This window comes from Curtobacterium flaccumfaciens pv. betae (assembly GCF_026241855.1).
Lineage (GTDB): Bacteria > Actinomycetota > Actinomycetes > Actinomycetales > Microbacteriaceae > Curtobacterium > Curtobacterium flaccumfaciens.
The window spans coordinates 1,777,134-1,789,423 of the sequence record NZ_JAPJDC010000001.1; the positions used below are offsets into that span (position 1 = coordinate 1,777,134).

Genomic DNA, 12,290 nt, shown 5'->3' on the forward strand with positions numbered 1-12,290 from the left:
GGGCATCGGCCTGGAGGCCCGTGGGGACCCCGTCAGACGGGTGACGGCCCGTCCCCACTTGCGGGGACGGACCGTCCGGGGGAACGCAAAACACCGGTGTTCGCGTGTTGAACCGCGGTCTGCGCGTGTTCAACCGGCGAACACCGGTGTTTTGCGTCGGGTTCAGGGTCAGTCGTGGAACGTCTCGATGGACGCGCCGAGCGAGTTGAGGCGCTCCTGCAGCTGCTCGTAGCCACGGGCGATGATGCCGACGTTGCGCAGGACGCTCTCGCCCTTCGCCGCGAGCATCGCCAGCAGGATCACCACGGCAGGCCGCAGTGCCGGCGGGCAGCTGATCTCGGCCCCGGAGAAGTGCGTCGGGCCGGTGACGTCGAGGCGGTGCGGGTCACGCAAGGTGACGCTCGCGCCCAGGCGGGTGAGGTCGAGCAGGTGGATCGCCCGGCCCTCGTAGACCCAGTCGTGCACGAGCGTGGTGCCCTCGGCCATGGCCGCGATCACGACGAAGAACGGCAGGTTGTCGATGTTCAGGCCGGGGAACGGCATCGCGTGGATCTTGTCGATCGGCGCGTGCAGCTCGGACGGGTGCACCGTGATGTCGACGAGACGGGTACGGCCGTTGGCGGCTGCGTACTCCTCGCTGACGTCGAAGCGCAGGCCCATCTCGGCCAGGGTCGCGAGCTCGATCTCGAGGAACTCGATCGGCGCACGCGTCACGGTGAGGGTCGACGCGGTGACGATGCCGGCGGTCAGCAGGCTCATCGCCTCGACCGGGTCCTCGCTCGGCCAGTAGTCCACGACCTCGTCGATCTTGCTCTTGCCGGTGATGCGGAGCGTGGTGGTGCCGATGCCCTCGATCTGCACCCCGAGCAGCTCGAGGAAGAAGCAGAGGTCCTGCACCATGTAGTTGGGGCTGGCGTTCCGGATGACGGTCTCGCCGTCGCGGGCCGCGGCGGCCAGGATCGCGTTCTCGGTCACGGTGTCGCCGCGCTCGGTGAGCACGACCGACTTGGTGGGGACGGCCTGGTTCGCGACGTCGACCTCGTACCAGCCGGAGGTCGCCTCGACGTCCACGCCGAACGGACGCAGCGCGATGAGGTGCGGCTCGACCGTGCGGGTGCCGAGGTCGCAGCCGCCGGCGTAGGGCAGACGGAACGACTCGTACCGGCCGCTGAGGGGGCCGAGGAACATGAGCACGCTGCGGGTGCGGCGGGCGGCGTCGGCGTCGATCGCGTCGAGGTGCAGGTCGTCGGGGGCGACGATCTCGAGGGTCTCGCCGTCCTCCGACCAGGTGACGCTCGCGCCGAGGCTGCGGAGCACGTCGATGATGCGGTCGACCTCGACGATCCGGGCGACCTTGTGCAGACGGGTGACGCCGCGGTTGAGCAGCGAGGCGCAGAGCAGCGCGACGGCGGCGTTCTTGCTCGAGTTCACCGCGATGGAGCCGCTGAGCTTCCGGCCGCCCTGCACGCGCAGGTGGGCGCGCTGCGGGGCGCCGCCGATCGAGACGATCTGCTGGTCGAGGGCGTCGCTGATGCGGGTGAGCATCTCGAGGGACAGGTTCTGCCCACCCTGCTCGATGCGGTTGATCGCGCTCTGGCTGGTGCCGACGCGTTCGGCGAGCTGGGCCTGCGTCATGCTGCGGCCCTTGCGGGCGCCCCGGATCAGGGCGCCGACCTCACGGAGGGGTGCTGCGGTCGCCGGAGATGCCGGCGAGACGACGGTGGTGGTGTCGGTCATGCGCGCCACGCTAACACGCTCATGAGATAAATCGATGGAAGATCGACACCCTTTGCGCGTCCTGAGGTCTCGAATACGTCACAGTTGGGAATTTCGGGGGACGAAACTGCTCAGGGATCGGTCAGGGTGCCCCGGACGATCGAGTCACCGGAGTGCGCCGGATCACCGTCGTCGGCCTCGGCCGAGACGTCCACGACCGGGAACTCCGCGGTGTCGACGCCGTCGGGCACCGTGAAGCGGCCCTGGTCGCCGTCGAGGTAGCCGACGCTCACCAGTCCGCCGAGGTCCGACCGCATCATCCAGACTTCGCGCAGCGGACCGGTGCCGGAGCGACCGCGCTCTCCGTGCAGGTCGACGAGCAGGGTCACCCGGCCGTCCTGGTCACGTTCGAGTTCGGCGCGGCCGGTCGTCCCCGACCAACCGGGCAGCGCTGCGAGCTCGGTGTTCGCCAGGACGGTCTCGGTGTCGCCGCGGGGGAGTCCGGGGACGATCCCCGACGCCACACCGATGCCGAGGACGACGGCCAGGACACCGACGCCGGCGATCACCAGCGCCAGGACACGGCGACGACGCGGACGGGATCGGTGTCGGCGTGCCACGGCGTGGTGCTGCCCGTCGGACGGCGTGGCGGCGGACGCGCGTTCGGCCGCTCGTCCTGGATCGGTCGCCGGCGCCGCGGCCTGCTGTGGCGTCCGGGCGATCTCGGCCGCGATCCGGTCCCACACGTGCTCCGGGGGCGCGGCCAGCGTGACGTCCTCGGACGCCCGGGTCACCGCGGCGACCCGCTGCAGCGCGGCCACCTCGTCGCGGCACCGGTCGCAGGACGCCAGGTGCTCGGCGACGTCGTCGGTCGCGACCTGGTCGGAGACCGCGAGCATCGCCAGCGTCTCGTCGTCGACGTGCTTCATTCGATCACCTCCAGACGTGTTCGGAGCCGAGCCAGACTTCGGTGGATGTGGCTCTTGACGGTGCCCAGCGGCAGTTCGAGCCGTTCGGCGATCTCACGATGGCTGAGGTCGTCGTAGAACGCCAGTCGCATCACGCGCCGTGGGACCTCGTCGAGCCGCTCGAGCTCTCCGGCGACCAGTGCGCGTTCGGCCAGGTCGAAGGCCGGTTCCGGCGCCGGGGTGGTCTCCTCGACCACGTCCGCGTCGGCGGCGCTGGCGTGCCGTCGGCGCTCGTTCTGCGCGTCGGCGATGCAGTTCCGGGTGATGCCGACCAGCCACGCGCCGAGCGGGGCGCGGCCGGGGTCGTAGCTCGTGCTGCGCTGCCAGGCCTTCACGAAGACCTGCTGCGTGACGTCCTCCGCGGCGGCCGGGTCGGCCAGGGCGCGCAGGGCCAGCGAGTACACGAGTGACGACCACCGCTCGTAGACGGCTCGCAGGGCGTGCTCGCCCCCGGCGCGGAACGCGTCCGAGAGCTCGCTGTCGTCCGGGAGGATGGTCGTCACGTCTTCCTGTCGCTGGCGCGGTCGTCGTCGACCACGATCCGATCGTAGGGGGCGGATCGTCGCCACGGTCAGGCCGGGACCGCGGTCACGACGAGGTTGCTCTCGTAGTGTCCGGTGGCTGCGTCGAACGTCCCGCCGCAGGTCACCAGGACGAGCCGTCGGGGCCCGTCGTGACGGAACACCTCACCCCAGGGGAGTCCCTGCTTCTCGAGCATGCTGACGGAGTCGATCCGCCACGCGGTCTCGGCACCGTCCGCGTCGGTCAGGGTGACCCGGGTGCCGGACGGGGCGTCGCCGAGGCGGGAGAACGGGCCGATGCCGTAGCCGACCGCGTCGACGTGGGCCGCGATGACGACGGTGCCCTCGGTGGACGACGGTGCGGCACCGAACCGGTACCAGCCCGCGGTGGCCGGGTCGGGCGGGAGCGCCAGCGCGCCGTCCTCGTCGACCCCCTCCGGGCGGACCGGCGCGCTGATGCCGGCGTGGTCGACGGTGATGGTGGTCGGGGCGTGGGCGTCCCGGACCGGGGGGATCGTGGCGGCCTGCTGCGGCACCTCGGTCGAGAACGCTGACGGGACCGGTGTGGGGGTGGTGGTCGTCAGGACGGACGGCTGCCCGCCGGGGGTGGTCCCGGCCGACGAGCACCCGGTCAGGGCGGCGGCCGCCACGGCGACGAGGAGCGTCACCGTGGCGGACCGCACGGGGCGTGGCACGTTCAGCGGCGGGTCGCTGCGTGCCGGCGGCGGAGCACCACGGCCCCGATCGCGGCAGCGGCGGCCAGTGCGGCCGCCGCTGCGCCGACCAGGGGCAGGGGGTCCTGGTCGTTCGTGGCCACGAGACCGGCGTTCCCGGCAGGGACGCCGTTCGGCGTGCCACCGAGGTCCGCGATCGTCTGCGTGGCGAGGGCGAGGTTGTCATCGTCCAGGCTGCCCCAGGCGTAGACGATGGTCGACGAGCCCGCGGTGACCGCGACGTCCGCCGGGCCGATCACGGGGTCGGTGGTCCCGGTGGCGGCGACGGTCGCCGACACGGTGCCGGCCGGCAGCTCGAGTGCCTGCTCGTCGGGGTTCGACAGGTTCGACACGACGGCCTTCCCACCGGCGAGGACGTCGACGGCCGGTGCGGCGGCGACGTGCCGGACGACCAGGCGTCCCTGGCCGGCCGCGACGGCCGAGGTGTCGTTGGTGAACACCGTGGCGGTCGGGGACCCGTCCGTGGCGTCGTGGGCGACGGCGGTGTAGTTGCCCCCAGCGTCGAACGAGACGTCCGCCGGGCCGATGATCGGCTTCGACGCATCGGTGGCGTCCGAGGCGGTGATCGCGAGCTGGTGCGCACCGGCCGGCACCATCATGGGGCCGGCGAGGGTGCCCGGGGTGAAGTCGTCGATGGCACGTTCGCCGTCGAGGTAGACGTCGACGGTGACGTCCGGGACGGCGTGGAGGACCGAGAGCGTCGCGTCGCCGGTGGCGGCGGTCGCAGCGGTCGCGGGCAGTACGGCCGCGGCGGCGGCGAACAGGACACCGGCGCTGAGGCCGGTGGCGAGTGTCTTGCGCATGACGTGTCTCCTTCGGGCCTGTCCGGGCCGGTGCGGACGACGTCGTCCTCGACGTCGTACCCCCACTACCGCCGGAGCACCCCGATCGGATGCAGCGATTTCCTGGGGATCAGCTGAGACGGCGCCAGACCCCTGCGTTGCCCGGACGCGACCAGGTCTCCGGATCGCCCGTGACGGCCTCGTCCCCGGCTCCCAGGTCGGTGAGCCGGTACGCGGAGTCCGGCGTCCACCCGGCGACGACGCTCGCGCGGCTGCCGTCGACCGGCACGGCGAGCCCGGAAGTGCGGAACCAGCCTGCGACGGTCAGGTGCACGACGTCGTACTCGGTGGCCACCGCGGACCAGTCCGGCAGCACCCAGTCGCCCTGCCGTCCGGTCGCCACGGCCCAGTCGTTCCGTCGGGTCGTCCCCGTCACGTCGAGCGGCCAGCGCCGGCACAGCGCGGCCCAGTCGGCGGGACCCTCGACGGTGCACACGCGCGCCGTGGCATCGGCCGGCACCGCCGAGACGATGGCGCGTTCCTGCCCGAAGGAGTCCTCGACCGCCCAGAGCGCCAGCGGCCCGGCGGACGGGAACGGCGCTCGCGTGTGCTGCGCGAGCGGCCACGGCGGCGTCGTCCACCACACCCCGCTGCCGGTCCCCGGACTTCCCTCGGAGATCTCGTCCCGCAGCTCCAGCGCCCAGTCGGCCAGTGCCGCCTCCGCGCTCGGACGACGGGGCTGGTCGCCCTCGTCGAACTCGACGCTCCATGCTCCGCCCTGCGGGTCGGAGAGCCGGCGCACGACCGGGCTGTCGACCGCCCACCGAGCGAGCCGCCGAAGCGCGGCCAGCAGTTCCGTCCGAGCGAGGAGCGCGTCCAGCGCATCGGGCTGCTGCCACCACAGCGCGCTCTCCGCAGTCGACTCGAGTGCGACCACGACGTCGTCCTCGCCCACGGACGGCAGGGACACCGCCGCGAGTGCGCTCGCCACCGCTGCCAGATTCGGAGCCGGATCGGGTTCGACCTCACCACCGATGCCGAAGAGCGTTCGGTCGTCGCCGCGTTCGACGCCGAGGTGGTGCTCCGCCCAGAAGAGCAGGTCGCCGAGTTGTAGGGCGGCCGGGTCGTCGGGGTCCTGGACACCGCTGACGAGCTCCAGGCAGAAGCGCCGGCCACGCGGGTGGGCGAGCAGGTCCGAGGCATCGATCACCGAACCAGGCTAGTGACGGCCGCTAACGCACCCGTCGCACCCGCCGATAGTCCTCCGTGCAGGCCCACGGACGGGCCCGCATCCCGCCCCACGGACGGCGGCGGGACGATCGAGAACCAGGACGGGCCATGATCGTCGTCACACGACTGAACGGCAGCGGATTCGCTGTGAACCCCGATCTCGTGGAGCGCATCCAGGAGACGCCGGACACGACGCTCATCATGGTCGACGGTGCGAAGTACATCGTGCGGGAGTCGATGGCCGACGTCATCGACCTGATCGCCGCGTACCGCGCACGCATCGTCGGCATGGCCTACGGCACCGACCAGGCCCCCCGGTCGAGCACGAACACCGGCCCGCAGCCCACGCTCGCCCCGGTCGCCGCACTCCGCTCCACGCAGCACGGCCGCGCGCTGGACGGGGGTCGCTGACGTGGACATTGCAACGATCGTCGGCATCCTGCTCGCCTTCGGCGCCCTGTTCGGCATGGTCCAGATGGAGCACGTCGAGCTCGGTGGACTCTTCCTGCCCGCCCCGATGCTGCTCGTGTTCGGCGCCACCATCGGCTGCGGCATCGCCAGCACCACGCTGAAGGACGCGATCGCCAGCTTCAAGGCGGTCCCGAAGGCGTTCACCGGCAAGGCCACCCCGCCGGCGTCGGTCATCGACGACGTCGTTGGGCTCGCCGAGACCGCCCGCGCGAACGGCCTGCTCGCCCTCGAGCAGGAGGCCGACAAGCACGACGACCCGTTCATGAAGAAGGCGCTGCAGAACATCGCGGACGGCACCGACGGCGACGAGCTGCGGATCCTGCTCGAGGACGAGATCGAGTCGAACGCGGCCCCGACACGGAGCGCGAGTGCGTTCTTCATGGGCCTCGGCGGCTTCGCCCCGACCGTCGGCATCATCGGCACCGTGGTCTCGCTGACCCACGTGCTCGCGAACCTCGGCAAGCCCGACGAGCTCGGACCGCTGATCGCCAGCGCCTTCGTCGCCACCCTGTGGGGCCTGCTGACCGCGAACTTCATGTGGCTGCCGATCGGCGGCAAGCTCCGCAAGCTCGCCCAGCTCGAGTCGGACCGCCAGACGCTCTTGATGGAGGGGCTGCTCGCGGTGCAGGCCGGCAGCCAGCCCCGTCTGCTCGGTGAGCGGCTGAAGGCCATGGTCCCGCCCGCCGCCCGCGCCGACACGGGTGGCAAGGCCGGCAAGGCCGGCAAGAAGGCCGACGCGGCCGACGACCAGCAGCTGGCGGCCTGACCGTGAGCGCCAACCCCCGGGGCCGCGGCCGCGGTCGCGCGAAGAAGTCCCACGACGAGGCCGAGCACCCCGACGAGCGCTGGATGGCGTCGTACATGGACATGATCACGGTGCTGATGTGCATGTTCCTCGTGCTCTTCGCGATGTCCACCGTCGACCAGGAGAAGTACATCCAGCTGAAGCAGTCGCTCGCCACCGGCTTCGGCGAGGTCGACTCGCAGAAGATCGACACCGCGAGCGGCACCGTCGTGACGAAGGACCAGGTCGAGGACGGATCCGGCTACTCGACGGACAAGTCCCAGGCCGACCACTCGACCGCCTCGTCGGGCACGAAGGACACCAACGTCGACCCCGCGTCGACGGTGGTGCCGACGACGGCGACGAAGCAGGACCTCGCCGAGGCGAAGCGCGAGCTCGACGACCTGACGAAGCTCGAGCGTGCGATCCAGCACAACCTGGCGAAGGCGGGCCAGACCGAGAACGTGCAGTTCACCGTCGACGCCCGCGGCTTGATCGTCCGGTTGATCGGCAGCGAGACGTACTTCGGCACGAACAGCGCGGACCTGTCCGACCGGGCGCGGTCGATCATGGACGCCATCGCGCCGGTGCTGAAGACCTCCGACCACGACGTCAGCGTCGAGGGGCACGCCGACCAGCGGAACTCGACGGCGCCGTACGCCACCAACTGGGAGCTCAGCGCGGCGCGGGCGACCGGGGTCCTGCGCGACCTGGTCGAGCGGGGCGGGATGCCCGGCGAGCACGTGCAGAGCGTCGGGTTCGGGTCGAGCCGGCCACTGGCGAAGGGCGGCACGGACCGGGACCTCGCCCTGAACCGGCGGGTCGACATCGTGGTCCTGTCGAACGCCGACCAGGACGTCAGCGCCCTCATGCCGGCGCTGGCGAAGGCACAGGACGGAGCGCAGCAGGGCTGAGACACCGAGCGCAGCGGGGCTGGGACACGGAGCGCAGCAGGGCTGGGACACGCACCGCGCGGAGCGCACCAGCGCTGACGCCACCGCCCCACTACGGGGTACAGCACTGACGGGTGCCCCACAGGTGACCGATAGACGCACCCGTGACCGAGACCCTGCCAGCGCCCGAGGTGTACGACTTCGCGCGCCCGTCGACGCTGGCCCGTGAGCACGCCCGGGTCCTCGAGCTCGCCTTCGAGACGTTCGCGCGCCAGTGGGGTACGCAGCTGACGGCGAAGGTCCGCGCGGTCAGCCAGGTCACCTGCGAGCAGGTGGAGATGACGACGTACGACGAGTACGCCGCGTCGCTGCCCGCGCTCACCGGCATGGTGCTGCTGCCGATCACCGGCCTGACCCCGAAGGGCGTGCTGCAGGTCCCGCTCGACGCCGCGCTGACGTGGGTGTCGCACGCGCTGGGCGCCTCGAAGCCGCTGCCGACGCCGGACCGCACCTTCACGCCCATCGAGCAGGCTCTGGTCCGCAAGATCGTCGAGGACGCCCTCGACGACCTCCGCTACTCGTTCGGCGGGCTGCTCGCGCAGGACGTCGCGGTCGGCGGGTTCCAGTTCAACAGCCAGTTCGCCCAGGCCGCGCAGAAGGGCGACCTGATGATCGTCGCCTCGTTCTCGATCCGGGTCGGCGACCGCATCGCCCCCGGCACGCTGGCCCTGCCGGCCGAGGCCGTCCTGCCGCAGCTCGGCGAGGCCGCAGCGCACGTGTCGCCGGCCGACGCCCGAGCCCTGCTCGACGCGCAGCTCGAGAGCGTGCCCGTGGGCGTCAGCCTGCGCTTCGCCCCGGCCGCGGTCCTGCCGACGCAGGTCCTGCGGCTCGCCGTCGGCGATGTCCTGCCGCTGCCGCACCCGCAGCACCGGCCCCTCACCATCGCGGTCGACGGCGAACCCGTCGGCACCGCCGCGGTCGGCGCGAACGGCTCGCGCCTCGCCGGCATCGTCGTCACCACCACGAGCACGGAGCAGCACTGATGACCGAAACGACCACCCTCCACACCGCAGCGGCCGAGTCGCTCGCGGCGCAGCTCCCGACGGCCGCCCCCTTGACCGCGGTGCTCCTGCCTGGAGGCGCGACACCGGTCGTGCTCGACGCGGCGACGGACGCCGTGGTCGCCTCGTTCGTCGGCGGCCTGTCGGCCGACCTGGCGCTCGTGCTCACCGACCTCGAGGCGATCACGGCCGCCGGAGGCACCGACCACGGCATCGTGGCCGTCACGGACGTGCTGCGTCCGTCGCTCGAGGCTGCGGCCTCGGTCCTCGGCGTCGGGGTGCTCGGCGAGGCGCACCGCGAGTCGGCCGCGTCACTGCTGGCCGACCCGGACACCGTCGTGTTCGAGCTCGCCGCCGGTGGCCTGCCCGCCGGGTGGTTCGGCATCCGGGTCCGCGAGAACGGCACGGTGTCCGCGCCCGTCGTGGCGAACCTGCCCGCCGGCAACCTCGGCCGGATCAACAACGTCGAGATGACCCTGACGGTCGAGATCGGCCGCACCCGGATGTCGGTCCGCGACGTGCTCGGCATGGAGCCCGGGGCTGTCGTCGAGCTCGACCGCAGTGCCGGCGCCCCCGCCGACGTCCTGCTGAACGGCCGCCTCATCGCGCACGGCGAGGTCGTCGTCGTCGACCAGGACTACGCGGTCCGGATCACCCGCATCCTCGACGTCGCCGAGACGGTCTGATCCGCACGTGGACACCCTCGTCGTCACCCTCCGCGTCGCGCTCTCGCTCGGCGTCGTGCTCGCCCTCATGTGGGTGCTGCACCGCGCGAGCCGCAAGCGCTTCTCGGGCAAGCCGTCGGGCCGTCGTGCGGCGACCGTCGAGGTCGTCGGTCGGCAGGGCATCGGTGGCAAGGCGAGCGTCGTCGTGGTCGACGTCGAGGGGGAGCGGCTCGTCCTCGGCGTGTCCGAGCACGGGGTCAACCTGCTCACCAGCGGGCAGGCGCCCGCGCCGGAACTCACCATCGTGACCGGACCGGTGGCACTGCCGGTGCGTCCCGCCCCGTCGGCCGACGCGTTCGGTCGGGAACTCGCGCAGCAGTCGGACGCCACCACGGGCCTCCCGGCAGGCACGGACGACGTGACCCGGGCGACCGACGCGACCAGCGCCGTCGCGCCGTTGCCGATGCGCCCGCGCAACCGTCGCCCGCAGCGCGCCGTGCCGAGCGCCCAGCAGCTGCAGGGTTCGATCCTGTCGGTCGACACCTGGCGCCAGGCCGCGGCCGCGCTGCGGAACCGGCGGGCCGGGTGAGGGCGGCAGGGCCGCACCGTCTGGCACGGTCGGGTCGACTCGTCGCCCTCGTCCTGCTCGGCCTGGCGGTCGTGGCCGGGTTCCTGATGCTCACGACGACCGGTGCGCACGCTGCCGGTGTCGTCGAACCCACCGCCCCGGCGACCCCGACCGCCCCCGCGACCGGAGACTTCAGCGTCAGCGTGAACGGCCCGGACGGCACCCCGTCGTCGGCCGTGGTGACGCTCATCGGCATCACGCTGCTGAGCGTCGCACCCGCGCTGATGCTCATGATGACGTCGTTCACGAAGATCTTCGTCGTGCTCGCGATGACCCGGAACGCGCTCGGGCTGCAGTCGATCCCGCCGAACCAGGTGATCGCCGGACTGGCACTGTTCCTGTCGCTGTTCGTGATGGCGCCGGTGCTCGGGCACATCAACGACGACGCCCTGCAGCCTTACCTGGCCGGGCACCTCGACTTCAACCAGGCCGTCGAGATCGGCACGAAGCCGCTGCGCACGTTCATGCTCCACCAGACCCGCGACGAGGACGTCGCCCTGATCACCCGAGCCGCCGGGCTCGACAACCCGAAGTCGATGGCGGACGTGCCGATGACGACGGTGATCCCGGCGTTCATCATCTCGGAGCTCCGCAGCGCGTTCATCATCGGGTTCGTCATCTTCATCCCGTTCCTGGTGATCGACCTCGTCGTCTCCGCGGCCCTGATGTCGATGGGCATGATGATGCTCCCGCCGGTCATGATCTCGCTGCCGTTCAAGATCCTGCTCTTCGTGCTGGTCGACGGCTGGGGCCTCATCATCACGTCGCTCATCGAGAGCTACCACGTTGTCTAGGGGGCACGCATGAACCAGCAGGCCGTCATCGACCTCGTGCTCCAGGCGCTCCTGGTGTCCGGCAAGCTCGCCGCCCCGGTGCTCATCACCTCGCTCGTCGTCGGCTTCGCGATCTCGCTGTTCCAGTCGGTGACGCAGATCCAGGAGGTCACGCTCTCGTTCGTGCCGAAGGCCGTCGCCGTCGCGATCGCGCTGGTGGTCTGCGGCAACTGGATGATCTCGGAGATGATCGCGTTCACGCACGTCGCCTTCGACATGATCCCGAAGCTGCTCGGGGCCGGTTGATGGAGCTCAGCATCGACGCCGACCGTCTGGAGGCGACCATGCTCGCCGGCGTCCGGCTCGTCGCGTTCTTCGTCATCGCGCCGCCGTTCTCGTACCGGGCGTTCCCCGGCACGGTGAAGGTGATCCTCGGGCTGGGGCTCGCCATCGGCGTCGCCCCGCGCGTCGCCGTCGGCTACGAGTCGCTCGACACGGGGCCGTTCCTGCTCGCCCTGCTCACCCAGCTCGTCGTCGGGCTGTCCCTCGGGTTCCTGGTGTTCCTGGTGTTCGCCGCCGTGCAGTCGGCGGGTGCGCTCATCGACCTGTTCGGCGGGTTCACGCTCGCGCAGGCGTTCGACCCGCAGTCCCAGGTCAACGGCGCCCAGTTCACCCGCCTGTTCCAGATGACCGCGCTCGCGCTGCTCTTCACCTCGGGCGGCTACCAGCTCATCGTCGGTGGTCTGGTGCGGTCGTTCGACGCCGTGCCGCTCACCGGCACCTTCGCGGTGGACGGGCTCGCGTCGATGCTCGTGATCGCGATGTCGCAGATGTTCCTCGCCGCCCTGCAGATCGCCGGTCCGCTCGTCGTCGTGCTGTTCCTGGCCGACGTCGGCCTCGGGCTGCTGACCCGCGTGGCACCGGCGCTCAACGCGTTCCAGATGGGCTTCCCGATCAAGATCGGCCTGACCGTCCTGTTCGCCGGAGCGCTCTTCATGGCCCTGCCCTCGGTGGTGTCGTCGCTGACCGGCGACGCCGTCGAGGCGATCACGGGACGGGGGTGA

General features: G+C 71.5%; 15 protein-coding genes. 9 read left to right on the top strand and 6 right to left on the bottom strand.

The window, feature by feature from the left end; all coding sequences use genetic code 11:
* Positions 1-168: 168 nt before the first annotated feature.
* From ORG17_RS08420 to ORG17_RS08445, 6 genes are all read right to left on the bottom strand, one after another.
* A complete protein-coding gene (locus ORG17_RS08420; RefSeq protein ID WP_027465528.1) occupies positions 169-1,737 on the bottom strand; it encodes a helix-turn-helix domain-containing protein in 1,569 nt (522 codons plus the stop codon).
* A gap of 110 nt (positions 1,738-1,847) precedes the next feature.
* Positions 1,848-2,645, bottom strand: a complete 798-nt coding sequence (locus tag ORG17_RS08425; protein ID WP_214526944.1) for an anti-sigma factor — start codon at positions 2,643-2,645, stop codon at positions 1,848-1,850.
* Positions 2,642-3,187: an RNA polymerase sigma factor gene (locus ORG17_RS08430; protein ID WP_214526945.1), complete on the bottom strand. Its 546-nt coding sequence runs from the start codon at positions 3,185-3,187 to the stop codon at positions 2,642-2,644. The genes ORG17_RS08425 and ORG17_RS08430 overlap by 4 nt, the downstream gene beginning before the upstream one ends.
* A gap of 68 nt (positions 3,188-3,255) precedes the next feature.
* Positions 3,256-3,873, bottom strand: a complete 618-nt coding sequence (locus ORG17_RS08435; RefSeq protein WP_214526946.1) for a class F sortase — start codon at positions 3,871-3,873, stop codon at positions 3,256-3,258.
* 29 nt (positions 3,874-3,902) lie between these two features.
* Positions 3,903-4,742, bottom strand: a complete 840-nt coding sequence (locus tag ORG17_RS08440; RefSeq protein WP_214526947.1) for a DUF4397 domain-containing protein — start codon at positions 4,740-4,742, stop codon at positions 3,903-3,905.
* A 109-nt stretch (positions 4,743-4,851) separates the two neighbouring features.
* Positions 4,852-5,931: a hypothetical protein gene (locus tag ORG17_RS08445; protein ID WP_214526948.1), complete on the bottom strand. Its 1,080-nt coding sequence runs from the start codon at positions 5,929-5,931 to the stop codon at positions 4,852-4,854.
* A 128-nt stretch (positions 5,932-6,059) separates the two neighbouring features.
* Between ORG17_RS08445 and ORG17_RS08450 the strand changes: the two genes are divergently transcribed.
* From ORG17_RS08450 to ORG17_RS08490, 9 genes are all read left to right on the top strand, one after another.
* Complete coding sequence (locus ORG17_RS08450; protein WP_110863815.1) at positions 6,060-6,362, top strand: flagellar FlbD family protein; 303 nt, start codon at positions 6,060-6,062, stop codon at positions 6,360-6,362.
* Position 6,363: 1 nt separating this feature from the next.
* A complete protein-coding gene (locus tag ORG17_RS08455; RefSeq protein WP_214526950.1) occupies positions 6,364-7,188 on the top strand; it encodes a motility protein A in 825 nt (274 codons plus the stop codon).
* A gap of 2 nt (positions 7,189-7,190) precedes the next feature.
* Positions 7,191-8,120, top strand: coding sequence for an OmpA/MotB family protein (locus ORG17_RS08460; protein ID WP_214526952.1), 930 nt, complete (start codon positions 7,191-7,193; stop codon positions 8,118-8,120).
* 143 nt (positions 8,121-8,263) lie between these two features.
* A complete protein-coding gene (locus ORG17_RS08465) occupies positions 8,264-9,142 on the top strand; it encodes a flagellar motor switch protein FliM (RefSeq protein ID WP_027465537.1) in 879 nt (292 codons plus the stop codon).
* Positions 9,142-9,846: a flagellar motor switch protein FliN gene (gene fliN, locus ORG17_RS08470; RefSeq protein ID WP_214526954.1), complete on the top strand. Its 705-nt coding sequence runs from the start codon at positions 9,142-9,144 to the stop codon at positions 9,844-9,846. The genes ORG17_RS08465 and fliN overlap by 1 nt, the downstream gene beginning before the upstream one ends.
* 7 nt (positions 9,847-9,853) lie before the next feature.
* Positions 9,854-10,414, top strand: a complete 561-nt coding sequence (locus ORG17_RS08475; protein WP_027465539.1) for a FliO/MopB family protein — start codon at positions 9,854-9,856, stop codon at positions 10,412-10,414.
* A complete protein-coding gene (fliP, locus tag ORG17_RS08480) occupies positions 10,411-11,247 on the top strand; it encodes a flagellar type III secretion system pore protein FliP (protein WP_071244631.1) in 837 nt (278 codons plus the stop codon). Before ORG17_RS08475 ends, fliP begins: the two co-directional genes overlap by 4 nt.
* Positions 11,248-11,256: 9 nt before the next feature.
* Positions 11,257-11,532 carry a flagellar biosynthetic protein FliQ gene (locus ORG17_RS08485; RefSeq protein WP_027465541.1) on the top strand — a complete coding sequence of 92 codons (276 nt, stop codon included), beginning with the start codon at positions 11,257-11,259 and terminating at the stop codon, positions 11,530-11,532.
* The gene (locus tag ORG17_RS08490) at positions 11,532-12,290 is read left to right on the top strand and encodes a flagellar biosynthetic protein FliR (RefSeq protein ID WP_214526957.1); all 759 of its coding nucleotides are present in this window, start codon (positions 11,532-11,534) and stop codon (positions 12,288-12,290) included. Before ORG17_RS08485 ends, ORG17_RS08490 begins: the two co-directional genes overlap by 1 nt.

Bases quoted from the DNA above. Each gene is read 5' to 3' on its own strand.
- ORG17_RS08425 (WP_214526944.1), bottom strand. From the start codon at position 2,645: ATGAAGCACGTCGACGACGAGACGCTGGCGATGCTCGCGGTCTCCGAC.
- ORG17_RS08420 (WP_027465528.1), bottom strand. From the start codon at position 1,737: ATGACCGACACCACCACCGTCGTCTCGCCGGCATCTCCGGCGACCGCA.
- fliN (WP_214526954.1), top strand. From the start codon at position 9,142: ATGACCGAAACGACCACCCTCCACACCGCAGCGGCCGAGTCGCTCGCG.
- ORG17_RS08485 (WP_027465541.1), top strand. From the start codon at position 11,257: ATGAACCAGCAGGCCGTCATCGACCTCGTGCTCCAGGCGCTCCTGGTG.
- ORG17_RS08440 (WP_214526947.1), bottom strand. From the start codon at position 4,742: ATGCGCAAGACACTCGCCACCGGCCTCAGCGCCGGTGTCCTGTTCGCC.
- ORG17_RS08450 (WP_110863815.1), top strand. From the start codon at position 6,060: ATGATCGTCGTCACACGACTGAACGGCAGCGGATTCGCTGTGAACCCC.
- ORG17_RS08490 (WP_214526957.1), top strand. From the start codon at position 11,532: ATGGAGCTCAGCATCGACGCCGACCGTCTGGAGGCGACCATGCTCGCC.